This is a genomic window from Streptococcus sp. KR (assembly GCF_002238115.1).
In the GTDB taxonomy this organism is placed as follows: domain Bacteria; phylum Bacillota; class Bacilli; order Lactobacillales; family Streptococcaceae; genus Streptococcus.
In genome coordinates this window covers 1-23,946 of sequence record NZ_NGVM01000001.1, presented here as the reverse complement: position 1 = coordinate 23,946, position 23,946 = coordinate 1, and the positions used below count along the sequence as shown (strand labels likewise).

General features: G+C 34.8%; 21 protein-coding genes, 3 tRNA genes and 1 pseudogene. 17 read left to right on the top strand and 8 right to left on the bottom strand.

What is annotated here, in order from left to right; translation table 11 throughout:
- Nucleotides 1-16 precede the first annotated feature (16 nt).
- Complete coding sequence (locus CBI42_RS00125) at nucleotides 17-2,671, bottom strand: YhgE/Pip domain-containing protein (protein ID WP_094752964.1); 2,655 nt, start codon at nucleotides 2,669-2,671, stop codon at nucleotides 17-19.
- Nucleotides 2,672-2,798: 127 nt separating this feature from the next.
- Here CBI42_RS00125 and CBI42_RS00120 point away from each other — a divergent pair, with 127 nt between their 5' ends.
- Entirely contained in the window at nucleotides 2,799-3,341 is a 543-nt protein-coding gene (locus CBI42_RS00120; protein WP_049491103.1) for a TetR/AcrR family transcriptional regulator, read from the top strand.
- Nucleotides 3,342-3,381: 40 nt separating this feature from the next.
- Here CBI42_RS00120 and CBI42_RS00115 read toward each other — a convergent pair.
- The 7 genes from CBI42_RS00115 to rlmH form a co-directional block, all read right to left on the bottom strand.
- Nucleotides 3,382-3,455: transfer RNA gene (locus tag CBI42_RS00115), tRNA-Asn, on the bottom strand.
- A 5-nt stretch (nucleotides 3,456-3,460) separates the two neighbouring features.
- Nucleotides 3,461-3,532 (bottom strand) — tRNA-Glu (locus CBI42_RS00110).
- Nucleotides 3,533-3,583: 51 nt separating this feature from the next.
- Nucleotides 3,584-4,336: a competence system response regulator transcription factor ComE gene (gene comE, locus CBI42_RS00105; protein WP_000866074.1), complete on the bottom strand. Its 753-nt coding sequence runs from the start codon at nucleotides 4,334-4,336 to the stop codon at nucleotides 3,584-3,586.
- Nucleotides 4,333-5,658 carry a competence system sensor histidine kinase ComD gene (gene comD, locus CBI42_RS00100; protein WP_001048129.1) on the bottom strand — a complete coding sequence of 442 codons (1,326 nt, stop codon included), beginning with the start codon at nucleotides 5,656-5,658 and terminating at the stop codon, nucleotides 4,333-4,335. Before comD ends, comE begins: the two co-directional genes overlap by 4 nt.
- Nucleotides 5,659-5,678: 20 nt before the next feature.
- Complete coding sequence (comC, locus tag CBI42_RS00095; RefSeq protein ID WP_000799685.1) at nucleotides 5,679-5,804, bottom strand: competence-stimulating peptide ComC; 126 nt, start codon at nucleotides 5,802-5,804, stop codon at nucleotides 5,679-5,681.
- A 165-nt stretch (nucleotides 5,805-5,969) separates the two neighbouring features.
- Nucleotides 5,970-6,043, bottom strand: a tRNA-Arg gene (locus CBI42_RS00090).
- Nucleotides 6,044-6,086: 43 nt separating this feature from the next.
- Complete coding sequence (gene rlmH / locus CBI42_RS00085) at nucleotides 6,087-6,566, bottom strand: 23S rRNA (pseudouridine(1915)-N(3))-methyltransferase RlmH (protein WP_000695928.1); 480 nt, start codon at nucleotides 6,564-6,566, stop codon at nucleotides 6,087-6,089.
- Nucleotides 6,567-6,749: 183 nt separating this feature from the next.
- Between rlmH and CBI42_RS00080 the strand changes: the two genes are divergently transcribed.
- The 16 genes and pseudogenes from CBI42_RS00080 to CBI42_RS00005 all read left to right on the top strand — a co-directional run bounded on the left by CBI42_RS00080 (nucleotide 6,750) and on the right by CBI42_RS00005 (nucleotide 23,840).
- Complete coding sequence (locus tag CBI42_RS00080) at nucleotides 6,750-7,931, top strand: S1C family serine protease (protein WP_094752963.1); 1,182 nt, start codon at nucleotides 6,750-6,752, stop codon at nucleotides 7,929-7,931.
- Between the two features lie 57 nt (nucleotides 7,932-7,988).
- Nucleotides 7,989-8,747, top strand: coding sequence for a ParB/RepB/Spo0J family partition protein (locus CBI42_RS00075; RefSeq protein WP_084926254.1), 759 nt, complete (start codon nucleotides 7,989-7,991; stop codon nucleotides 8,745-8,747).
- 212 nt (nucleotides 8,748-8,959) lie between these two features.
- Entirely contained in the window at nucleotides 8,960-10,321 is a 1,362-nt protein-coding gene (gene dnaA / locus CBI42_RS00070; RefSeq protein WP_094752962.1) for a chromosomal replication initiator protein DnaA, read from the top strand.
- 158 nt (nucleotides 10,322-10,479) lie between these two features.
- On the top strand, nucleotides 10,480-11,616 hold the full coding sequence (gene dnaN / locus CBI42_RS00065) for a DNA polymerase III subunit beta (RefSeq protein WP_000581172.1): 1,137 nt from the start codon (nucleotides 10,480-10,482) through the stop codon (nucleotides 11,614-11,616).
- A gap of 64 nt (nucleotides 11,617-11,680) precedes the next feature.
- Entirely contained in the window at nucleotides 11,681-11,875 is a 195-nt protein-coding gene (locus CBI42_RS00060) for a DUF951 domain-containing protein (protein ID WP_000285186.1), read from the top strand.
- 235 nt (nucleotides 11,876-12,110) lie between these two features.
- Nucleotides 12,111-13,226, top strand: a complete 1,116-nt coding sequence (gene ychF / locus CBI42_RS00050) for a redox-regulated ATPase YchF (RefSeq protein WP_049493191.1) — start codon at nucleotides 12,111-12,113, stop codon at nucleotides 13,224-13,226.
- Nucleotides 13,227-13,298: 72 nt separating this feature from the next.
- On the top strand, nucleotides 13,299-13,868 hold the full coding sequence (gene pth, locus CBI42_RS00045; RefSeq protein WP_049493193.1) for an aminoacyl-tRNA hydrolase: 570 nt from the start codon (nucleotides 13,299-13,301) through the stop codon (nucleotides 13,866-13,868).
- Nucleotides 13,869-17,372: a transcription-repair coupling factor gene (mfd, locus tag CBI42_RS00040; protein ID WP_049493195.1), complete on the top strand. Its 3,504-nt coding sequence runs from the start codon at nucleotides 13,869-13,871 to the stop codon at nucleotides 17,370-17,372. It abuts the gene before it with no gap.
- 57 nt (nucleotides 17,373-17,429) lie between these two features.
- Nucleotides 17,430-17,696, top strand: a complete 267-nt coding sequence (locus CBI42_RS00035) for an RNA-binding S4 domain-containing protein (protein WP_001234978.1) — start codon at nucleotides 17,430-17,432, stop codon at nucleotides 17,694-17,696.
- Nucleotides 17,689-18,057: a septum formation initiator family protein gene (locus CBI42_RS00030; RefSeq protein WP_020902315.1), complete on the top strand. Its 369-nt coding sequence runs from the start codon at nucleotides 17,689-17,691 to the stop codon at nucleotides 18,055-18,057. Before CBI42_RS00035 ends, CBI42_RS00030 begins: the two co-directional genes overlap by 8 nt.
- A gap of 4 nt (nucleotides 18,058-18,061) precedes the next feature.
- On the top strand, nucleotides 18,062-18,184 hold the full coding sequence (locus tag CBI42_RS13180; RefSeq protein ID WP_020902316.1) for an SP_0009 family protein: 123 nt from the start codon (nucleotides 18,062-18,064) through the stop codon (nucleotides 18,182-18,184).
- Entirely contained in the window at nucleotides 18,177-19,445 is a 1,269-nt protein-coding gene (locus tag CBI42_RS00025) for a serine hydrolase (RefSeq protein ID WP_070478097.1), read from the top strand. The genes CBI42_RS13180 and CBI42_RS00025 overlap by 8 nt, the downstream gene beginning before the upstream one ends.
- The gene (gene tilS, locus CBI42_RS00020) at nucleotides 19,442-20,719 is read left to right on the top strand and encodes a tRNA lysidine(34) synthetase TilS (RefSeq protein ID WP_094752961.1); all 1,278 of its coding nucleotides are present in this window, start codon (nucleotides 19,442-19,444) and stop codon (nucleotides 20,717-20,719) included. The genes CBI42_RS00025 and tilS overlap by 4 nt, the downstream gene beginning before the upstream one ends.
- Nucleotides 20,720-20,723: 4 nt before the next feature.
- Nucleotides 20,724-21,266: a hypoxanthine phosphoribosyltransferase gene (hpt, locus tag CBI42_RS00015; RefSeq protein ID WP_094752960.1), complete on the top strand. Its 543-nt coding sequence runs from the start codon at nucleotides 20,724-20,726 to the stop codon at nucleotides 21,264-21,266.
- Between the two features lie 15 nt (nucleotides 21,267-21,281).
- A complete protein-coding gene (gene ftsH / locus CBI42_RS00010) occupies nucleotides 21,282-23,240 on the top strand; it encodes an ATP-dependent zinc metalloprotease FtsH (protein ID WP_004255254.1) in 1,959 nt (652 codons plus the stop codon).
- 120 nt (nucleotides 23,241-23,360) lie between these two features.
- A pseudogene (locus CBI42_RS00005) lies at nucleotides 23,361-23,840 on the top strand (sigma-70 family RNA polymerase sigma factor).
- Nucleotides 23,841-23,946 lie beyond the last annotated feature (106 nt).

The following is a 23,946-nucleotide window of genomic DNA, read 5'->3' as shown; positions in this document are numbered from 1 at the left end:
TAATCGGTCGATTTTTTTAATCTTCTTCCATTTTCTTAGGTCGATAGGCTAGCATACCTAAACCAGTAAATAGGGCTAATATCACAGTAAGGAAAATGACTTGATGATGAATATTTCCTGTCATAGAGATTGTTTGTCGTAATCCCGAAACTGAATAACTCATTGGTAACCAAGGATTAATAGCTCTAAAGAAATTATTTGTCAAAGCAAGTGGATAGGTACCTGCACTTGATGCTAACTGTAATAATAGCAAAATAAGAGAGAAGAAAGCTCCTATACGGCTATTCCATGTTGTTAATGCAGTTACCATAGACATAAATGTTAAGCTTGCGATAATAATTAAGAACAAGGTTCTCATTTCATGATTTGCTGTTAGACCAATAAGATGAACGCCACCATAGACTAAGACAGCGGCTAAAACAGCTATAACTCCATTTATCTCAAAGCGAGATTTGAACCAAGCCCAGCGAGTTTCAGGATGACGACCTGAAGGTAATTTAGCAAAAATCATATTTGTTGATAATGCAGCGACAAAGAGAGCGACTGATATCATATAAGGAGCCATAGCAATCCCATTTACAGGAACTTGATCATTGTCTGTTTTTGAAAGATTGAGTGGATTTGACAAAATCTCTGCATTTTTAGATTCTGTTGATGCTGATTTTAGTTGATTGCTAGCACTTCTTAAGCCTTGTCCTAGATCAGTAGTTCCTACTTGTAAACTTTCAATACCAGCAGTTAAAGTTGCTCCACCTTCAGCTAATTTTCCAGTACCATCTGCTATCTTCATAGCGCCACTTCCTAGTTGGGATGCTGCAGAAAGTAATTGTGTTGATTTATCTGTTAATTGATCAGAGCCAAATTGTAATTTAGTAAGAACTGCTATTAACTCTGGACTCTTATTGTTCAATTGAGCAGAACCAGATGATAGTTTTTCAATACCTGTTACTAATTCTGGAGTTTTCCCAGCTAGAGTATCCAAACCAGTTGTCAATTTTGAAGAGTTTTCTGTCAACTTGGTTGAGCCAGAAACCAATTGATCCAAACTTGTTGTTAAAGTTGTATTCTTTTCACTTAGTTGATTTACACCTAAAGAAATAGTATCCAATCCCTTAGTATACGCATTAACTCCATTTTCAATTGATTGACTTCCGGGAACTAACTGATTATATACAGCATTTTGCAACTGTGTAAATCCACTTGACATAGATGTCAAGGAACTAGACGCTATAGGTAAAAGTTGATTTGCTTTAGTCTGTAAAGTAGAAAGATTAGAGACTGGTTGGTTTATACTTCCTAAATTTTCTTTTAAATCTCCTGCCGTCGTTAAAATTGCTTTTGCTGACTCTATCGTAGAATTAGAATTATTTGAAACAGCTTCAGTCAATTCTTTTTTCTGAGTTTCAGTGAGAGATTGATAAGTTGCTGTTGCTTGAAGATTTGTAAGAGTTTTCTCTTGCTCTGCTTGACTATTAGTCACAATAGTTTGAGCAAGAGTCGTTATATTTGTTAAGTCATTAGATATTGTATTTTTAAGATCAGTATTATCTGAAACTGTAACTGATTGGAGAGCCTTATTCAACTCATCTAAACTGCTTGCTAACTGTGTTATATCCTCTTTCTGTTGAGATGAAGTATTTAATTGTGTGGATATTTCTTTTATTCCTTTATTTAATTGAGTAATACCGTCTCTCAATGTATCTGATTGACTTGATAGTTGGTTTGTACCAACAGATAATTTGTCAACTCCGCTTGTATAGGCATTGACACCAACCGAAAATTGACTGAGACCTGAATTGAGTTGTGAAACTCCACCAGCATATGACTTCATCCCTGTATTTAACTGGTTGACACCTGCAACTAATTCTGGAGTTTTCGAAGATAATTGATTAAGTCCTGTGTCAACCTGTGAAACCGCACTTGTATAGTTCTGTAAACCATCATTAAATGTTCCTAAGCCACTATTCAGTTGCTTTACTCCTGTGACATACGTTGTCAACCCTTTTGTAAATTGATCTGTTCCATCCGAAAAGGTTAAACTTGAGCTAGCTAAAGTAGCAAGATTTGAAGACAATGTCTGACTTCCTACAGCTAACTGACTGGCCCCGTTAGCCAATTGTTCACTTCCATCGGCTGCCTTCGTTAAACCGGATTTTAAATCACCCATCTTTTGAAATAAAGCTTTCGTATAGGATTCGGTTACATTAGCAGAAACATTCTGTTTTAACTGTGTCATCGCAGAATCGCTCATCTTGCTGGCAATAAAACTATGACCACTTGAAGTCTGATAATCGATTTGCATTTGCTCTGGATGATTCGTTAAAATAGAAGCTGCTTTTTCAGATAAATCACTTGGTAAAGTCACTACCATATAGTAATCGCCATCTTCCAATCCCTTCTTTCCTTCATCTTCATCTACAAAATGAAAATCCAATGATTTATTTTGCTCTAAATTAGACACCATGTCTTTTCCTATAGACATGGTATTACCATTATAGGAAGCTTCTTTATCATTATTGACAACTGCCACAGGTAAGTCAGACAATTGACCATATGGATCCCACATTGATGACAAAAATATGACATTGTACAGAGCGGGAATAAGAGAAATCCCTATCATGACAATAATAAAGTTTGGTTTTTTAAAAATTGCTTTCCATTCTTTAAACATAGTTTCTCCTTTTTTAAACACATTGTCTAAAATTTTGATATAATAGATTATACAATAAAAAATATAAATTACAAGATAAAAAATCAATTTTTAGACACATAGTCTAATTTGTTTATAAGGAGGAAATATGCAAGAAAGTAACAAACGCTTAAAAACAAAGCGAACTATTGAAAATGCTATGGTACAACTACTGATAGAACAGCCATTTGATCAAATTTCTACTGTCAAGTTAGCAAAAAAAGCCGGAATTAGTCGTTCCAGCTTCTATACTCACTATAAGGATAAGTATGATATGATTGAGCACTATCAAAGCAAGCTATTCCATACATTTGAATATATTTTTCAAAAACATGCTCATCACAAAAGAGACGCTATTTTAGAAGTCTTTGAATATCTAGAATCAGAACCACTTCTGGCTGCCCTTCTTTCTGAAAATGGGACTAAAGAAATCCAAAATTTCTTACGAAATAAACTTCATATCATGCTCAGTACGGATTTACAAAAACGCTTTATGCAACTAAATCTAAATACCACTGAATTAGAATATAGTAGTATTTATCTAACTCACGCACTTTTTGGTGTTTGCCAAACTTGGATTGCACATGGAAAAAAAGAAAGTCCTCAAGAAATAACAGACTTCCTTATGAAGATGCTTGGTGATATAAATTGATACAAAAAAGGGAACAACACTATGTTCCCTTTTATCTATACTCCGCCAGTAGGACTCGAACCTACGACATCATGATTAACAGTCATGCGCTACTACCAACTGAGCTATGGCGGATAAAATAGTCCGTACGGGATTCGAACCCGTGTTACCGCCGTGAAAAGGCGGTGTCTTAACCCCTTGACCAACGGACCTTCTATCTGTAGCAGATATAACCATTATATCAATTTCTTGCTAATTGTCAATTACTTTTGAGATTTTTTCTCTAGAATATCTTTTAATTTTCTAATTTTTAATCTTGAAATAGGACAACGATGATCTTCATAGAAAACAATTTCTAAGTTTTTTCGATCAATTTCTCTGATATTCCCTATATTTACCAAAAATGACTTGTGAGGAGAATAAAATCGCTGAGTATGTTTGTCCTTTTCCTGAATATCTGTCATGGTACCGTAAAACTCTTTGGCAAAATTCTTACCAATAATGCGTAATTTATGAGAGACACCTGTCGTTTCAATATACAAAATATCATGGTAAGGGATTTTTAAATCATTTCCCTTGTAATTGTAGTCAAAATAATCTACCACATCTTCATTTTCAAGTAACATACTCTTCGTGTAGAAGATATTCTGCTCAATTCTCTTCTTAAATAACTCATCATTGATATCCTTATCAACAAAATCTAAGGCTGATACCTGATATTTATAGGTTAGAGTCGCAAACTCTGATCGACTGGTGATAAAGACGATAATAGCGTAAGGATTGTAATGACGAATGAGCTGAGCCACTTCAAATCCCTTTTTCTCAATTCCATGAATATCAATATCTAGAAAATAAAGCTGGTTTACTTCATCATTTTCGATATATTCCTTAAACTCACGAACTTTTCCCGTTGTCTTGTATGATATTGGAATATTCGATTCTTTCGAAATTTCATCCAATATTCTCTCTAGTCTCACTTGATGTTCAATAACATCTTCTAAAATTAAAACTTTCATTCAAATTCCCTCTTAAATCTAATGATTTGTCTAAATGTACTGCCTTCCATCTCTGTTTCTAAAATAATGTTGTTGTACTTATCCAGTAGTTCTTTCACATTATTTAATCCTACTCCGCGATTTCTTCCCTTAGTAGAGAATCCTAAAGCAAATAGATCTCCTGAAGGAGTCATCGTCATTTTACATGAATTCTGAATCACAATCACTGTTTCAGTTTCCATCTTAATAACTGCTACTTCCATCTGCTTTTTATAACTATCAGCCGATCCTTCGACAGCATTGTTCAATAAAACACTCATAATACGAACTAAATCCAGAAGGTCTATTGGTAGTCTAGTAATTATATCTTTTACTTCCAGTGTAAACTCTACACCGTTATTTCGAGCATAGACAATTGACTGAGCAACCAAACTTCGTAAAGCTGAATCTTCTATGTTGTTCAAATCAAAGTAAGTGTACTTATCTGAGCGCAGTTTGTGATTGGCTTTAACCAAAACTTCGTTGTAAACTCTGTCAATTTCCTGTAAATTACCACTGTCAATTGCCATCTGCATACTGACAAGCATCCCAGCATAATCATGTCGAAAACCACGAATTTCATTATACAAACCGACAATTTCATCTGTGTAGTTTTGTAAATGTTTCTGTTCAAATTTCTTCTGCTTCAAAGCAATCTCTTTCTCCATTTGATCTTTATGTGAATTCATTGCAAAAAAGGTTAAAAGGAGAGAAATAAAGACGATAGATGATAAAATACTTCCAAAACTATTCAAATGTTTAATCGTACTTACCATATCTGAAACGAAAGATACAATATGGAGCAGTAGCAAAGCAAAAAATACTTTTGTCAAGAAAGGATAGAGGTAGTCTTTATCAAAATAGTTTAGATCCAAATGGAAATAATGAATGATTTTTAAGATAACGACATAAGTCAACACCGTTACAAGGAAAAAGAATGGTTCATAATATTGTAAAACAAAATTGTCTCCTGTTAGAGAGGATAAAGTTACGGACAAAAAGTTATGAGTGCTCTCATATAAAAGAGATAGTAGTAAACTTAGGAATAGTCCTCTATCCCTCTCATACTGTTTAATCCATCGAAAATAGGAATATAATACCAAAGGAAATAAAAATTTTACAATCCCTAAGTCATCTAAATGTAGAAGATATGATGGAAAATCAAGTACTATTTCTGTTAGTAATATATAAGCACTAAAAACGTATAGTTCTTTTCTATTTATTTGACCTTTACAAATTAAACGGTAACTGTGACTAATAATTAAAAAATAAACAATAACTAACCCAACTCCAAATAAATTCATTACTCTTTCCCCTTATTTCATTACTTTTTTCGTGGGAAAATAAAATCAAAGCGGATTTTTGGAAGTCTACTTTCCCCACCTTGAATCTCCTGCAAGTCTTTTTCCTTCAAGGCTACAAACTGTTCCAATTTAACTGTGTTTTTCATAATAAAATCTCCTTAAATGTTTTTTTCTTGTAAGCTAACTTACAAAAACTATTATACAAAATGGAATTTCGTTTTAGATAAAATTCTCTCAACTGTCATTTTTTTCTCCCCAAGTGTACTTTTTTAAGAAAAAAGCCGGGAAAATTCCCAGCTTTGCTACTATATTGATCCCAGCAGGATTCGAACCTGCGACCGTTCGCTTAGAAGGCGAATGCTCTATCCAGCTGAGCTATGAGACCTAATATAGCTATTCTACCAAAAATTCAATTGAAAGTCAATTTTCTATTTATGATAGGGCGAGCCCTGCTGTATTGTAAAAGCCCGATAGATTTGTTCAACAAGGACTAGTCTCATTAACTGATGGGGCAAGGTTAAACGGCCAAAACTAACAGAGAGATTGGCTCTCTTTTTTACATCCTGTGCTAATCCCAGACTCCCTCCAATAATAAATGTAAGAGTAGAAAATCCTTTTATAGAAGCTTCTTCTAGCTGCTTACTAAATTCTTCTGAGGAGAAAGTTCTCCCTTCGATAGCCAACACAATCACGAAATCACGGTCACCAACTTTTGATAAAATTCTCTGACCTTCTATTCCTAAAATCTTTTGATTTTCTGATTCACTGGCCCTATCTGGTGTTTTTTCATCTGCTAGCTCAATCATTTCAAGCTTAGCAAATCGAGAAATTCGTTTTAAATACTCTGCAATACCATCTTTCAAATACTTTTCTTTCAGTTTCCCAACTGTTACAACTTTAATTTTCATGACTCTATTCTAACATATTCTCTATTTTTTCACATCTTATTCACAAAATAAAAGGTTAATTTTAGCCGAGAAAACCACAGATTTTTAAAAGTTATCCACAATCTGTGAAAAACTTTTATTTTTAAGTTATAATTAAGCTAGTCAGTTTATACTTTCAGTAATTTCAAACATATGGAGGCAAATATGAAACATCTAAAAACATTTTACAAAAAATGGTTTCAATTATTAGTCGTTATCGTCATTAGCTTTATTAGTGGAGCCTTGGGTAGCTTTTCAATAAACCAACTAACTCAGAAAAGTACTGTAAGTAACTCCAACAACAATAGTACTATTACACAGACTGCCTATAAGAACGAAAATTCAACAACACAGGCTGTTAACAAAGTAAAAGATGCTGTTGTTTCTGTTATTACTTATTCGGCAAACAGACAAAATAGCGTATTTGGTAATGATGATACTGACACAGATTCTCAGCAAATCTCTAGTGAAGGATCTGGGGTTATTTATAAAAAGAATGACAAAGAAGCTTACATCGTCACCAACAATCACGTTATAAATGGTGCCAGCAAAGTAGATATTCGTTTGTCAGATGGAACTAAGGTACCTGGAGAAATCGTCGGAGCTGATACTTTCTCTGATATTGCTGTCGTCAAAATCTCTTCAGAAAAAGTGACAACAGTAGCTGAGTTTGGTGATTCTAGTCAGTTAACCGTAGGAGAAACTGCTATTGCCATCGGTAGCCCGTTAGGTTCTGAATATGCTAATACTGTCACTCAAGGTATCGTATCTAGTCTCAATCGAAATGTGTCTTTAAAATCTGAAGATGGACAAGCCATTTCTACAAAAGCTATCCAAACTGATACTGCTATTAACCCAGGTAACTCTGGTGGACCACTTATCAATATTCAAGGGCAAGTTATCGGAATTACCTCAAGTAAAATTGCAACAAATGGAGGAACGTCTGTAGAAGGACTTGGGTTCGCAATTCCTGCAAATGATGCTATCAATATTATTGAACAGTTGGAAAAGAACGGAAAAGTGACTCATCCAGCTTTGGGCATCCAAATGGTCAATCTCTCAAATATTAATACAAGTGATCTTAGAAGACTGAATATTCCAAGCAATGTAACATCTGGTGTCGTTGTTCGTTCTGTGCAGAGCAATATGCCTGCCAATGGTCACCTTGAAAAATACGATGTTATTACAAAAGTAGACGACAAAGACATTGCTTCATCAACAGACTTACAAAGTGCTCTTTACAATCATTCTATCGGAGACACCATTAAGATAACTTACTATCGTAACGGTAAAGAAGAAACTACATCTATTAAACTTGACAAGAGTTCAGGTGATTTAGAATCTTAATTGACATCTATGTAAAGAAAGCTTTACATAAGAGAAAAGATGTGTTAGTGTAGAATCATGGAAAAATTTGAAATGATTTCTATCACAGATATACAAAAAAATCCCTATCAACCTCGAAAAGAATTTGATGGAGAAAAACTACATGAACTAGCACAGTCTATTAAAGAAAATGGGGTCATTCAACCGATTATTGTTCGTCAATCTCCTGTTATTGGTTATGAAATCCTTGCAGGAGAGAGACGCTATCGGGCTTCACTTTTAGCTGGTCTAAGGTCTATCCCAGCTGTTGTTAAACAGCTTTCAGATCAAGAGATGATGGTCCAGTCCATCATTGAAAATTTGCAAAGAGAAAATTTAAATCCAATAGAAGAAGCACGCGCCTATGAATCTCTTGTAGAGAAAGGATTTACCCATGCTGAAATTGCAGATAAAATGGGCAAGTCTCGTCCTTATATCAGTAACTCTATTCGCTTGCTGTCCTTGCCAGAACAGATCCTCTCAGAAGTAGAAAATGGCAAACTATCACAAGCCCATGCGCGTTCTCTAGTTGGGTTGAATAAGGAACAACAAGACTATTTCTTTCAACGAATCATAGGGGAAGACATTTCTGTAAGAAAATTAGAAGCTCTTCTGACAGAGAAAAAACAAAAGAAACTGCAAAAAAATGATCATTTCATACAAAATGAAGAAGAACAGTTAAAAAAACTACTCGGATTAGATGTAGAAATCAAACTGTCTAAAAAAGACAGTGGAAAAATCATTATTTCTTTTTCAAATCAAGAAGAATACAGTAGAATTATCAACAGCCTGAAATAAGGCTGTTCTTTTATTTTTTTATCTCACAAGGTTATCCACTATTTTTTTCAGTAAAAAGCTTAATAAATCAATAATTTCTGATTTTATCCCCAACCTGTGGATAAAACTTGATAACATTGTGGATTATTTTTCACAGCTTGTGGAAAATTCTTACTATCTATGGTAAAATAAGTCTAGCATTAAACTTTTAAATAGTAAAGGAGGAGAAAGGATTGAAAGAAAAACAATTTTGGAATCGTATATTAGAATTTGCTCAAGAAAGACTGACTCGATCCATGTATGATTTCTATGCTATTCAAGCTGAACTCATTAAGGTAGAGGAAAATGTTGCCACTATATTTTTACCACGATCTGAAATGGAAATGGTCTGGGAAAAACAACTAAAAGATATCATTGTAGTAGCTGGTTTTGAAATTTATGATGCTGAAATAACTCCCCACTATATTTTCACCAAGCCTCAAGATACGACTATTTCACAAGTTGAAGAAGCTACAAATTCAACTCTTTATGACTATAGTCCAAAGTTAGCATCTATTCCTTATTCGGATACTGGATTAAAAGAAAAGTATACCTTTGATAATTTTATCCAAGGAGATGGAAATGTTTGGGCAGTATCAGCCGCTTTGGCTGTCTCTGAAGATTTGGCTCTGACCTATAACCCTCTTTTTATCTATGGAGGACCTGGCCTTGGTAAGACTCACTTACTCAATGCAATTGGGAATGAGATTTTGAAAAATATTCCTGATGCGCGTGTGAAGTACATCCCTGCTGAAAGCTTTATCAACGACTTTCTTGAACACCTGAGACTTGGTGAAATGGAAAAGTTCAAAAAAACTTACCGTAGTCTTGATCTCTTGTTAATTGATGATATCCAATCGCTGAGTGGCAAAAAAGTTGCAACTCAAGAAGAATTTTTCAATACTTTCAATGTTCTCCATAACAATCAAAAACAAATTGTTCTGACTAGTGATCGTAGTCCTAAACACTTAGAAGGCCTTGAAGAACGGCTTGTCACGCGCTTTAGCTGGGGCTTGACGCAAAACATCACACCACCTGACTTTGAAACACGTATTGCCATTTTACAAAGTAAAACAGAGCATTTAGACTACAATTTCCAAAGTGATACCCTAGAATACCTAGCTGGCCAATTTGATTCAAACGTTCGAGAACTTGAAGGAGCAATCAACGACATCACTTTAATTGCAAGAGTGAAGAAGATTAAGGATATCACTATCGATATCGCTGCAGAAGCCATTAGAGCTCGCAAACAAGATGTTAGCCAAATCCTCGTCATCCCAATTGATAAAATCCAAAATGAAGTTGGTAACTTTTATGGTGTCAGTGTCAAAGAAATGAAGGGAAGTAGACGCCTTCAAAATATTGTTTTAGCCCGTCAAGTAGCTATGTATTTATCTAGAGAACTAACAGATAATAGTCTTCCAAAAATTGGGAAGGAATTTGGTGGAAAAGATCACACAACAGTCATTCATGCCCATGCTAAAATTAAATCTTTGATTGATGAAGACGATAATTTACGTTTAGAAATTGAATCAATCAAAAAGAAAATCAAATAACTTGTGGATAACTTTTGCTTTTTTATCTTTTTTATCCACATTTTTTAAACAAGCTAAAAAACTTGATATGACTTGTTTAAAGTCTGTTTTCCACAGATTTCACAGACTCTATTATTACTATTATCCTTCTAATACTAAAAATAAATAAAGGAGAATCCATGATTCATTTTTCAATTAATAAAAATTTATTTCTACAAGCTTTAAATACTACTAAGAGAGCTATTAGTTCTAAAAATGCCATTCCTATTTTATCAACTGTCAAAATTGACGTGACCAATGAAGGTGTTACTTTAATTGGTTCAAATGGTCAAATTTCAATTGAAAATTTTATTTCTCAAAAAAATGAAGATGCTGGTTTGTTAATTACTTCTTTAGGTTCAATTCTTCTTGAAGCTTCTTTCTTTATCAATGTTGTATCTAGTCTACCTGATGTGACTCTTGATTTTAAAGAAATTGAACAAAATCAAATTGTTTTAACGAGTGGTAAATCAGAAATTACCCTAAAAGGAAAAGATAGCGAACAATATCCACGAATCCAAGAAATTTCAGCAAGCACTCCTTTGGTTCTTGAAACAAAATTACTCAAGAAAATTATCAATGAAACAGCCTTTGCTGCAAGTACACAAGAGAGTCGTCCAATTTTAACAGGTGTTCATTTTGTATTAAGTCAACACAAGGAGCTAAAAACAGTGGCAACAGACTCTCATCGTCTAAGCCAGAAAAAATTAACGCTTGAGAAAAATAGTGATGATTTTGATGTTGTCATTCCTAGCCGTTCTCTACGCGAATTTTCAGCAGTATTTACAGACGATATTGAAACTGTAGAGATTTTCTTTGCCAACAATCAAATCCTCTTTAGAAGCGAAAATATTAGCTTTTATACTCGTTTGTTAGAAGGTAACTATCCTGATACAGATCGTTTGATTCCAACAGACTTTAACACTACTATTACTTTTGATGTGGTAAACTTACGCCAGTCAATGGAGCGTGCTCGTCTTTTATCAAGTGCGACTCAAAATGGTACTGTGAAACTTGAAATTAAAGATGGGATTGTTAGCGCCCATGTTCACTCTCCAGAAGTTGGTAAAGTAAACGAAGAAATCGATACTGATCAGGTTACTGGTGAAGATTTGACTATTAGTTTCAACCCAACTTACTTGATTGATTCCCTTAAAGCTTTAAATAGCGAAAAGGTGACTATTAGCTTTATCTCAGCTGTTCGTCCATTTACTCTTGTGCCAGCAGATACTGACGAGGACTTCATGCAGCTCATTACACCAGTTCGTACAAATTAAGTTAAAGAGGTTGAGCCTAGCTCGCCTCTTTTATGATATAATCGAAAAAGAAAAGGAGAGTAGTATGTATCAAGTTGGAAATTTTGTTGAAATGAAAAAACCACATGCTTGCACCATCAAGTCAACAGGTAAAAAGGCCAATCGTTGGGAAATTACACGTGTAGGAGCAGATATCAAAATTAAATGTAGTAATTGTGACCATGTTGTCATGATGGGGCGCTATGATTTTGATCGAAAAATGAATAAAATTATTGACTGATACTCAATGAAAATCAAAGAGCAAACTAGGAAACTAGCCGCAGGTTGCTCAAAACACTGTTTTGAGGTTGCAGATAGAACTGACGAAGTCAGTAATATCTATACGGCAAGGCGACGTTGACGTGGTTTGAAGAGATTTTCGAAGAGTATGAGAACCCTTAGTTAGAGGGTTAGCAAGTTTTCCCTTTTTGTGTTATAATATTAGGGATTGAAATGAAAACGGAGAATGAGAAAATATGGCTTTAACAGCAGGTATCGTTGGTTTGCCAAACGTTGGTAAATCAACACTATTTAATGCAATTACAAAAGCAGAAGCAGAGGCAGCAAACTACCCATTTGCGACGATTGATCCAAACGTTGGAATGGTAGAAGTTCCAGATGAACGCCTCCAAAAACTAACTGAAATGATTACTCCTAAAAAGACAGTTCCAACAACTTTTGAATTTACAGATATTGCAGGGATTGTAAAAGGAGCTTCAAAAGGAGAAGGACTAGGAAATAAATTCTTGGCCAATATCCGTGAAGTAGATGCGATTGTTCATGTAGTTCGTGCTTTTGATGATGAAAATGTCATGCGAGAGCAAGGACGTGAAGATGCCTTTGTGGATCCACTTGCGGATATTGATACCATTAACCTGGAATTGATTCTTGCTGACTTAGAATCAGTCAATAAACGTTATGCGCGTGTAGAAAAGATGGCACGTACGCAAAAAGATAAAGAATCAGTAGCAGAGTTTAATGTTCTTCAAAAGATTAAACCAGTCCTTGAAGATGGAAAATCAGCTCGTACAATCGAGTTTACAGATGAAGAACAAAAAGTTGTCAAAGGTCTCTTCCTGTTGACGACTAAACCAGTTCTTTATGTAGCGAATGTGGACGAGGATGTGGTTTCAGATCCTGACTCTATCGACTATGTTAAACAAATTCGTGAATTCGCAGCGACAGAAAATGCTGAAGTAGTCGTTATTTCTGCGCGTGCTGAGGAAGAAATTTCTGAGTTAGACGAAGAAGATAAGCAAGAGTTTCTTGAAGCACTTGGTTTGACAGAATCAGGCGTTGACAAGTTGACTCGTGCAGCTTACCACTTACTTGGACTAGGAACTTACTTCACAGCTGGTGAAAAAGAAGTTCGCGCTTGGACCTTCAAACGTGGTATGAAGGCTCCTCAAGCAGCTGGGATTATCCACTCAGACTTTGAAAAAGGATTTATTCGTGCAGTAACCATGTCATATGAGGATCTAGTGAAATACGGATCTGAAAAGGCCGTAAAAGAAGCTGGACGTTTGCGTGAAGAAGGAAAAGAATATATCGTTCAAGATGGCGATATCATGGAATTCCGCTTTAATGTATAAGAAATTTAATAAATAGTGTCAATTAGGTTGGAAAAAAATTCCAACCCTTTTGGCTTTTGAAAGGAAAAATAAATGACCAAATTACTTGTAGGATTAGGAAATCCAGGGGATAAATATTTTGAAACAAAACACAATGTTGGTTTTATGTTGATTGACCAACTAGCGAAAAAACAGAATGTCACATTTACACACGATAAGATATTTCAAGCTGACCTAGCATCCTTTTTCCTAAATGGAGAAAAAATTTATCTGGTCAAACCAATGACATTTATGAATGAAAGTGGAAAAGCAGTCCATGCTTTATTGACTTATTATGGTTTGGATATTGAAGATTTACTCGTTATTTACGATGACCTTGACATGGAAGTTGGGAAAATTCGTTTAAGAGCAAAAGGTTCAGCAGGTGGTCATAATGGTATCAAGTCTATTATTCAACATATTGGAACCCAAACCTTTAATCGTGTTAAGATTGGAATCGGAAGACCTAAAAATGGCATGTCAGTTGTTAACCATGTTTTGAGTAAGTTTGACAAGGATGATTATATCGGCATTTTACAGTCTATTGACAAAGTTGACGATGCTGTAAACTATTATTTACAAGAGAAAAATTTTGAGAAAACAATGCAGAGGTATAACGGATAAATGGTGACCTTATTAGATTTATTCTTAGAAAATAATCAGATCAAAAAATGGCATCAAAATCTGACAGATAAGAAAAGACAACTAATACTTGGTTTATCAACGTCTACTAAGGCTCTTGCAATTGCAAGTAGTCTAGAAAAAGAAGATAAGATTGTGTTGTTGACGTCAACTTATGGAGAAGCAGAAGGACTTGTTAGTGATCTTATCTCTATCTTGGGTGAGGAACTTGTCTATCCATTTTTGGTAGATGACTCCCCTATGGTCGAGTTTTTGATGTCTTCACAAGAAAAAATCATTTCACGGGTTGAAGCCTTGCGTTTTTTGACTGATTCATCTAAGAAAGGGATTTTAGTTTGTAATATCGCAGCAAGCCGATTGATTTTACCGTCTCCCAATGTATTCAAAGATAGTATTATAAAAATCTCAGTTGGTGAAGAATATGACCAACATGCACTTATCCATCAGTTAAAAGAGGTAGGCTATCGAAAAGTTACTCAAGTACAAACTCAGGGCGAATTTAGTCTGCGAGGAGATATTTTAGATATTTTTGAAATATCTCAGTTAGAACCTTGCCGAATTGAGTTTTTTGGTGATGAAGTCGATGGTATTAGGTCATTTGAAGTCGAAACACAATTATCGAAAGAAAATCAGACAGAACTCACCATCTTTCCAGCTAGTGATATGCTTTTGAGAGAAAAGGATTATCAACGAGGTCAGTCAGCTTTAGAAAAACAAATTTCAAAGACCTTATCACCTATTTTAAAATCATACTTAGAAGAAATTCTTTCAAGTTTTCATCAAAAACAAATTCATTTAGATTCTAGAAAGTTTTTATCTTTGTGTTATGACAAGACATGGACTGTTTTTGACTATATTGAAAAAGATACCCCAGTATTCTTTGATGATTATCAGAAATTAATGAATCAGTATGAAGTCTTTGAAAGAGAATTAGCACAATACTTTACAGAAGAATTACAGAACAGTAAAGCATTTTCTGAGATGCAGTATTTTGCTGATACAGAGCAAATCTATAAAAAACAGAGTCCGGTTACCTTTTTCTCTAACCTGCAAAAAGGGTTAGGAAATCTCAAGTTTGATCAAATTTATCAATTTAATCAATATCCCATGCAAGAGTTTTTCAATCAATTTTCTTTTCTAAAAGAAGAAATTGAGCGATACAAAAAAATGAATTACACTATTATTCTTCAGTCTAGCAATTCAATGGGAAGTAAAACATTGGAGGATGTTTTAGAGGAATACCAGATTAAATTAGATTCCAGAGATAAGTCAAGTATCTGTAAAGAATCTGTAAACTTAATCGAGGGTAATCTCAGACATGGTTTTCATTTTGTAGATGAAAAGATTTTATTGATAACTGAACATGAGATTTTTCAAAAGAAATTGAAGCGTCGTTTTAGAAGACAACATGCGTCAAATGCAGAGAGATTAAAAGATTACAATGAACTTGAAAAAGGAGATTATGTTGTTCACCATATCCATGGGATTGGTCAATATCTAGGAATTGAAACAATTGAAATCAAGGGAATTCACCGTGATTATGTAAGTGTCCAGTATCAAAATGGGGATCAAATTTCCATACCAGTAGAGCAGATTCAGTTACTGTCTAAATATATTTCAAGTGATGGGAAAGCGCCAAAACTCAATAAATTAAATGATGGTCATTTCAAAAAGTCCAAGCAAAAAGTTAAGAACCAGGTAGAGGATATAGCTGACAATTTAATTAAACTTTATTCTGAACGCAGTCAGTTGAAGGGTTTTGCTTTCTCAGCTGATGATGAGGATCAACATGCTTTTGATGATGCCTTCCCTTATGTTGAAACGGATGATCAACTTCGTAGTGTTGAGGAAATCAAGAGAGATATGCAGGCTTCTCAACCAATGGATCGACTTTTAGTTGGGGATGTTGGTTTTGGAAAGACTGAAGTTGCTATGCGTGCAGCCTTTAAGGCAGTCAATGATCACAAACAGGTTGTCGTTCTCGTTCCGACGACGGTTTTAGCGCAACAGCACTATACGAATTTTAAGGAACGATTCCAAAATTTTGCAGTTAATATTGATGTATTGAGTCGCTTTAGAAGTAAAAAAGAGCAGACTGAAACACTTGAAAAATTGAAAAAGGGTCAAGTTGATATTTTGATTGGAACACATCGTGTTTTGTCAAAAGATGTTGTGTTTGCTGATTTGGGCTTGATGATTATTGATGAGGAACAGCGATTTGGTGTCAAGCATAAGGAAACCTTGAAAGAACTGAAAAAACAAGTAGATGTCCTGACCTTGACAGCAACGCCAATTCCTCGTACCCTTCATATGTCTATGTTGGGAATCAGAGATTTGTCTGTTATTGAAACTCCGCCGACTAATCGTTATCCAGTGCAAACCTATGTTTTAGAAAAGAATGATAGTGTGATTCGTGATGCTGTCTTGCGTGAAATGGAGCGTGGAGGTCAAGTTTACTATCTTTACAATAAAGTTGACACGATTGACCAGAAGGTTTCCGAATTACAGGAGTTGATTCCAGAGGCTTCGATTGGGTATGTTCATGGGCAAATGAGTGAGATTCAGTTAGAAAATACTCTACTGGATTTCATTGAAGGTCAGTATGATATTTTGGTGACAACTACCATTATTGAGACAGGAGTGGACATTCCAAATGCCAATACTTTATTTATTGAAAATGCGGACCATATGGGCTTGTCAACCTTGTATCAGTTAAGAGGAAGAGTCGGTCGTAGTAATCGTATTGCTTATGCCTATCTCATGTATCGTCCAGAAAAATCAATCAGTGAAGTCTCCGAGAAGAGATTAGAAGCGATTAAAGGATTTACAGAATTGGGATCAGGATTTAAGATTGCAATGCGAGATCTTTCGATTCGCGGAGCAGGAAATCTTTTAGGAAAATCCCAGTCTGGTTTCATTGATTCTATTGGTTTTGAATTGTATTCGCAGTTATTGGAGGAAGCTATTGCTAAACGACATGGTAATGGGAACACAAAAACCAAAGGAAATACCGAATTGATTTTACAAATTGATGCCTATCTTCCTGATACTTATATTTCTGATCAACGACATAAGATTGAAATTTACAAGAAAATTCGTCAAATTGACAACCGTGTCAACTACGAAGAATTACAAGAAGAGTTGATGGACCGATTTGGAGAGTACCCAGACGTGGTAGCCTATCTTTTAGAGATTGGTTTGGTTAAGTCTTATCTTGATAGGGTCTTTGTTCAACGTGTGGAACGAAAAGAAAATAAGATTACAGTTCAATTTGAAAAAATTACTCAGCGACTGTTCTTGGCTCAAGATTATTTTAAAGCTTTATCCGCAACGAACTTAAAAGCAGCTATAGCTGAGAATAAGGGATTAATGGAAGTTGTATTTGATGTTCGAAACAAGAAGGACTATGAAATTTTAGAAGGTCTGCTCATTTTTGGAGAAAGTTTATTAGAGATAAAAGTGTCGAAAGAAGGCAATTCTCTTTAACATTTTTCTTCTATAAAATGGAGAAAAATGGTACAATAATAATTTGAGGTAATAAAAATGAGATTAGACAAATATTTAAAAGTATCAAGAATTATCAAGCGTCGTACAGTCGCAAAAGAAGTAGCAGATAAAGGTAGAATCAAGGTAAATGGAATCTTGGCAAAAAGTTCAACGGATTTGAAAGTTAATGACCAAGTTGAAATTCGCTTTGGAAATAAGTTGCTACTTGTAAAAGTACTGGAGATGAAAGATAGTACAAAAAAAGAAGATGCAGCAGGCATGTATGAAATTATCAGTGAAACACGGGTAGAAGAAAATGTCTAAAAATATCGTACAATTGAATAATTCTTTTATTCAAAATGAACATCAACGTCGTCGCTATCTGATGAAGGAACGACAAAAACGTAATCGTTTCATGGGTTGGGTTCTTATTTTGATGATTTTATTGTTCATTTTACCAACTTATAATCTTGCTCAAAGTTATCACCAATTACTCCAAAGACGTCAACAGTTATCAGACTTGCAAACTCAGTATCAAAACTTGAGTGAGGAAAAGGAGAAAGAGACAGCTTTTGCTACAAAGTTGAAAGATGAAGATTACGCTGCTAAATACATGCGTGCAAAATATTATTATTCTAAGAATCGGGAAGCTGTTTATACGATTCCTGACTTGCTTCCAAGGTGATGAAATGGAAAATTTATTAGACGTAATTGAGCAATTTTTGAGTCTATCGGATGAAAAACTAGAAGAGTTGTCTGATAAAAATCAACTATTGCGTTTACAAGAGGAAAAGGAAAGGAAGAATGCGTAAATTCTTAATTATTTTGTTGCTACCAAGTTTTTTGACAGTTTCAAAAGTCGTTAGCACAGAAAAAGAAGTTGTATATACTTCGAAAGAAATTTATTACCTTTCACAATCTGACTTTGGTATTTATTTTAGAGAAAAATTAAGTTATCCCATGGTTTATGGAGAGGTTCCTGTTTATGCGAATGAAGATTTAGTAGTGGAATCTGGAAAATTGACTCCCCAAACAAGTTTTCAAATAACCGAGTGGCGTTTAAATAAACAAGGAATTCCAGTATTTAAGTTATCCAATCATCAATTTATTGCTGCAGACAAACGATTTTTATATGATCAGTCAGAGGTAACTCCAACAATAAAAAAAGTATGGTTAGAATCTGATTTTAAACTGTATAACAGTCCTTATGATTTAAAAGAAGTGAAATCATCCTTATCAGCTTATTCGCAAGTTTCAATTGATAAGACCATGTTTGTAGAAGGGAAAGAATTTCTACATATTGATCAAGTTGGATGGGTAGATAAGGAATTAACTTCTGAAGAAGATAATCGGATGAATAAAGTGCAAGAAATATTATCTGAAAAATATCAGAAAGTTTCTTTCTCTATTTATGTTAAGCAACTGACTACTGGAAAAGAAGCTGGTATTAATCAAGATGAAAAGATGTATGCAGCTAGCATTTTAAAATTACCTTATCTCTACTATACGCAAGAAAAAATAAATGAGGGTCTTTATCAGTTAGACACGACTGTAAAATACGTATCAGCAGTCAATGATTTTCCAGGTTCTTATAAACCAGAGGGAAGTGGTAGCCTTCCTAAAAAAGAGGATAATAAAGACTATTCTCTCAAGGATTTAATTTCAAAAGTATCTAAAGAATCGGATAATGTAGCTCATAATCTATTGGGATATTACATTTCAAATCAATCTGATGCTATATTCAAATCCAAGACGTCTGCTATTATGGGAGATGATTGGGATCCAAAAGAAAAATTGATTTCTTCTAAAATGGCTGGGAAAGTCATGGAAGCTATTTATAACCAAAATGGACTTGTATTGGATTCTTTGACTAAAACAGATTTTGATAATGAGAGAATTGCCAAAGGTGTTTCTGTTAAAGTAGCTCATAAAATTGGAGATGCGGATGAATTTAAGCATGATACGGGCGTTATCTATGCAGATTCTCCATTTGTTATTTCTATTTTCACTAAGAATTCTGATTATGATACGATTTCTCAGATAGCCAAGGACGTTTATGAGGTTCTAAAATGAGGGAACAAGATTTTTTAAATCATTTTCTCAAGAGAGAATATTTTAAAAAACATACTAAGGTGGTGCTTGCTCTTTCTGGTGGATTAGATTCTATGTTTCTATTTAAGGTATTATCTACCTATAAAAAAGAGTTAGCAATTGAATTGATCCTAGCTCATGTAAATCATAAGCAGAGAATTGAATCAGATTGGGAAGAAAAGGAATTAAGGAAGTTGGCTGCTGAAGCAGAGCTTCCTATTTATATCAGCAATTTTTCAGGAGAATTTTCAGAAGCGCGTGCTCGACATTTTCGTTATGATTTTTTTCAAGAGGTCATGAAAAAGACAGGTGCGACAGCTTTAGTCACTGCCCACCATGCTGATGATCAGGTGGAAACGATTTTGATGCGTTTGATTCGAGGTACTCGTTTGCGCTATCTATCAGGAATTAAGGAGAAGCAAGTAGTAGGAGAGATAGAAATCATTCGGCCCTTCTTGCATTTTCAGAAAAAAGACTTTCCACCAATTTTCCACTTTGAAGATATATCAAATCAGGAAAATCATTATTTTCGCAATCGTATTCGAAATTCTTATTTACCAGAATTAGAAAAAGAAAATCCTCGATTTAGATATGCAATCTTAAGCATCGGCAATGAAATTTTAGATTATGACTTAGCTATAGCTGAATTATCAAAGAATATTAATGTAGAAAATTTAGAGCAGCTATTGTCTTACTCTGAGTCGACACAAAGAGTTTTACTTCAAACTTATCTGAATCGTTTTCCAGATTTGAATCTTACAAAAGCTCAGTTTGAAGAAGTTCGGCAGATTTTAAAAACTAAAAGCCAGTATCGTCATCCGCTAAAAAATGGTTATGAATTGATAAAAGAGTACCAATGGTTTAAGATTTGTAAAATCAGTCCTCAGTCTGATGAAAAGGAAGATGAACTTGTGTTACACTATCAAAATCAGGTATCTTACCAAGGTTATTTATTTTCCTTTGGACTTCCTTTAGAAGGTGAATTCATTCAGCAGGTACCTGTTTCACGGGAAACATCAATACACATTCGTCATCGAAAAACAGGAGATTTTTTGATTCAAAATGGGCATAGAAAAAAACTCAGACGTCTATTTATTGATTTGAAAATCCCTATGGAAAAGCGAAAATCAGCTCTGATTATTGAGCAATTTGGTGAAATTGTCTCAATTTTGGGAATTGCGACCAGTAATTTGAGTAAAAACACGAAAAATGATATAATGAACACTGTACTTTATATAGAAAAAATAGATAGGTAAAAAAATGTTAGAAAACGATATTAAAAAAATCCTTGTTTCACACGATGAAATTACAGAAGCTGCTAAAAAATTAGGTGCCCAACTAACTAAAGACTATGCAGGAAAAAATCCGATTTTAATTGGGATTTTAAAAGGATCTATCCCTTTTATGGCTGAATTGGTTAAACATATTGATACACATATTGAAATGGACTTTATGATGGTTTCTAGCTATCATGGTGGAACAGCAAGTAGTGGTGTCATCAATATCAAGCAAGATGTAACTCAAGATATTAAAGGAAGACATGTTCTATTTGTAGAGGACATCATTGATACAGGTCAAACTTTGAAGAATTTGCGAGATATGTTTATTGTAAGAGATGCAGCTTCTGTTAAGATTGCAACATTATTGGATAAACCAGAGGGACGTGTTGTAGAAATTGAGGCAGACTATACTTGCTTTACTATTCCAAATGAGTTTGTAGTAGGTTATGGCTTAGACTACAAAGAAAATTATCGTAACCTTCCTTATGTTGGAGTATTGAAAGAAGAAGTGTATTCAAATTAGAAAGAACAATTTTTAATGAAAAAACAAAATAATGGTTTAATTAAAAATCCTTTTCTATGGTTATTACTTATTTTTTTCCTAGTTACAGCTTACCAGTATTTTAGTACAGGTAGTGTTGCAGGGAAAAGTGAGCAAATTAATTATACAGAATTGGTAAAAGAAATTACCGATGACAATGTAAAAGAATTGACTTACCAACCAAATGGCAGTGTTATCGAGGTTTCAGGTGTTTATAAAAATCCTAAAACAAGTAAAGAAGAAACAGGCATTCAATTCTTTTCTCCTTCTGCTACAACAGTAGAGAAATTTTCAAGTATTATTCTTCCTTCAGATACTACAGTATCAGAATTACAAAAGCTTGCTTCTGACCATAAAGCGGAAGTAACTATTAAGCATGAAAGTTCAAGTGGTATGTGGATTAATATTCTTGTATCCATTGTGCCATTCGGTATCCTCTTCTTCTTCCTCTTCTCGATGATGGGAAATATGGGAGGAAATAATAGTCGTAACCCGATGAGTTTTGGACGTAGTAAGGCTAAAGCTGCAAATAAAGAAGATATTAAAGTAAGATTTTCAGATGTTGCTGGAGCTGAGGAAGAAAAACAAGAACTAGTTGAAGTTGTTGAATTCTTAAAAGATCCAAAACGATTTACAAAACTTGGAGCCCGTATTCCAGCAGGTGTCCTTCTAGAGGGACCTCCGGGAACAGGTAAGACTTTGCTTGCTAAGGCAGTCGCCGGAGAAGCAGGTGTTCCATTCTTTAGTATCTCAGGTTCTGACTTTGTAGAAATGTTTGTCGGAGTTGGAGCTAGTCGTGTCCGTTCTCTTTTTGAAGATGCCAAAAAAGCAGCACCAGCTATTATCTTTATCGATGAAATTGATGCTGTTGGACGTCAACGTGGAGTTGGTCTTGGCGGAGGAAATGACGAACGTGAACAAACCTTGAACCAACTTTTGATTGAGATGGACGGTTTTGAGGGAAATGAAGGAATTATTGTCATCGCTGCGACAAACCGTTCAGATGTACTTGACCCTGCCCTTTTGCGTCCAGGACGTTTTGATAGAAAAGTATTGGTTGGTCGCCCTGATGTTAAAGGTCGTGAAGCAATCTTGAAAGTTCATGCTAAGAACAAGCCTTTAGCAGAAGATGTAGATTTGAAATTAGTTGCCCAACAAACTCCAGGTTTTGTTGGTGCTGATTTAGAGAATGTATTGAATGAAGCTGCTTTAGTTGCTGCTCGTCGCAATAAATCGATAATTGATGCCTCAGATATTGATGAAGCAGAAGATAGAGTTATTGCTGGTCCTTCTAAGAAAGATAAGACAGTTTCACAAAAAGAACGTGAATTGGTTGCCTACCATGAGGCTGGACATACCATTGTTGGTCTAGTCTTATCGAATGCCCGTGTTGTTCATAAAGTTACTATCGTACCACGAGGCCGTGCAGGCGGTTATATGATTGCACTTCCTAAGGAAGACCAAATGCTTCTTTCCAAAGAAGATATGAAAGAGCAATTGGCTGGTTTAATGGGTGGCCGTGTAGCTGAAGAAATTATCTTCAATGTCCAAACTACAGGAGCTTCAAACGACTTTGAACAAGCGACACAAATGGCGCGTGCAATGGTTACAGAGTACGGTATGAGTGAAAAACTTGGCCCAGTACAATATGAAGGAAACCATGCTATGTTTGGTGCACAGAGTCCTCAAAAATCAATTTCAGAACAAACAGCTTATGAAATTGATGAAGAGGTTCGTTCATTATTGAATGAAGCACGAAATAAAGCTGCTGAAATTATTCAGTCAAATCGTGAAACTCACAAGTTGATTGCAGAAGCATTATTGAAATACGAAACATTGGATAGTACACAAATTAAATCTCTTTACGAAACAGGAAAGATGCCTGAAACCGTAGAAGAGGAATCTCATGCATTATCTTATGATGAAGTAAAGTCAAAAATGAATGATGAAAAATAACCCAAAGAGAGGAATGTCCTCTCTTTTTTGTGCAGTTGAGGCAGTGTAGAGAACAGAACGGAGGAAATGGGACAAAAGTGTTTCTGAATCTGTTAAACTGTATCTAGAAAGGGGGAAGTTATGTTTAAAGAATTGTATAAAGAAGTCCAGGGGATTGTATATAAGTGTAGAAATGAATATCATCTCCATTTATGGGAGCTATCGGATTGGGATCAAGAGGGTATGATTTGCTTACATGAATTGATCAGTAGAGAAGAAGGACTAGTAGAAGATATACCACGCTTACGTAGATACTTCAAAACAAAATTCCGTAATCGAATTTTAGATCATATCCGTAAACAAGAAAGCCAGAAGCGTAGATATGATAAAGAACCTTATGAAGAAGTAAGTGAGATTAGTCATCGTATAAGCGAGGGAGGTCTGTGGCTAGATGAGTATTATCTCTTTCATGAGACACTAAGAGACTATAGAAACAAACAAAGTAAAGACAAACAAGAAGAGTTAGAACGCGTCTTAAGAAATTAACGCTTCCGAGGTCGTCAAAGAGTATTAAGAGACTTACGTATTGTATTTAAAGAGTTTGACATCCGTACATACTAGGAAGCCATGCAAAAAATGAAAAAAGATAAAAAAAGTAGTTGACAAAGTTAGAAAAGTCTGTATAATAGTAAGAGTTGAAAATAACAACTCAGGTCCGTTGGTCAAG

Bases quoted from the DNA above. Each gene is read 5' to 3' on its own strand.
- CBI42_RS00125 (WP_094752964.1), bottom strand. From the start codon at position 2,671: ATGTTTAAAGAATGGAAAGCAATTTTTAAAAAACCAAACTTTATTATT.
- CBI42_RS00120 (WP_049491103.1), top strand. From the start codon at position 2,799: ATGCAAGAAAGTAACAAACGCTTAAAAACAAAGCGAACTATTGAAAAT.
- comE (WP_000866074.1), bottom strand. From the start codon at position 4,336: ATGAAAGTTTTAATTTTAGAAGATGTTATTGAACATCAAGTGAGACTA.
- comD (WP_001048129.1), bottom strand. From the start codon at position 5,658: ATGAATTTATTTGGAGTTGGGTTAGTTATTGTTTATTTTTTAATTATT.
- comC (WP_000799685.1), bottom strand. From the start codon at position 5,804: ATGAAAAACACAGTTAAATTGGAACAGTTTGTAGCCTTGAAGGAAAAA.
- rlmH (WP_000695928.1), bottom strand. From the start codon at position 6,566: ATGAAAATTAAAGTTGTAACAGTTGGGAAACTGAAAGAAAAGTATTTG.
- CBI42_RS00080 (WP_094752963.1), top strand. From the start codon at position 6,750: ATGAAACATCTAAAAACATTTTACAAAAAATGGTTTCAATTATTAGTC.
- CBI42_RS00075 (WP_084926254.1), top strand. From the start codon at position 7,989: ATGGAAAAATTTGAAATGATTTCTATCACAGATATACAAAAAAATCCC.
- dnaN (WP_000581172.1), top strand. From the start codon at position 10,480: ATGATTCATTTTTCAATTAATAAAAATTTATTTCTACAAGCTTTAAAT.
- CBI42_RS00060 (WP_000285186.1), top strand. From the start codon at position 11,681: ATGTATCAAGTTGGAAATTTTGTTGAAATGAAAAAACCACATGCTTGC.
- ychF (WP_049493191.1), top strand. From the start codon at position 12,111: ATGGCTTTAACAGCAGGTATCGTTGGTTTGCCAAACGTTGGTAAATCA.
- pth (WP_049493193.1), top strand. From the start codon at position 13,299: ATGACCAAATTACTTGTAGGATTAGGAAATCCAGGGGATAAATATTTT.
- mfd (WP_049493195.1), top strand. From the start codon at position 13,869: ATGGTGACCTTATTAGATTTATTCTTAGAAAATAATCAGATCAAAAAA.
- CBI42_RS00035 (WP_001234978.1), top strand. From the start codon at position 17,430: ATGAGATTAGACAAATATTTAAAAGTATCAAGAATTATCAAGCGTCGT.
- CBI42_RS00030 (WP_020902315.1), top strand. From the start codon at position 17,689: ATGTCTAAAAATATCGTACAATTGAATAATTCTTTTATTCAAAATGAA.
- CBI42_RS13180 (WP_020902316.1), top strand. From the start codon at position 18,062: ATGGAAAATTTATTAGACGTAATTGAGCAATTTTTGAGTCTATCGGAT.
- CBI42_RS00025 (WP_070478097.1), top strand. From the start codon at position 18,177: ATGCGTAAATTCTTAATTATTTTGTTGCTACCAAGTTTTTTGACAGTT.
- tilS (WP_094752961.1), top strand. From the start codon at position 19,442: ATGAGGGAACAAGATTTTTTAAATCATTTTCTCAAGAGAGAATATTTT.
- hpt (WP_094752960.1), top strand. From the start codon at position 20,724: ATGTTAGAAAACGATATTAAAAAAATCCTTGTTTCACACGATGAAATT.
- ftsH (WP_004255254.1), top strand. From the start codon at position 21,282: ATGAAAAAACAAAATAATGGTTTAATTAAAAATCCTTTTCTATGGTTA.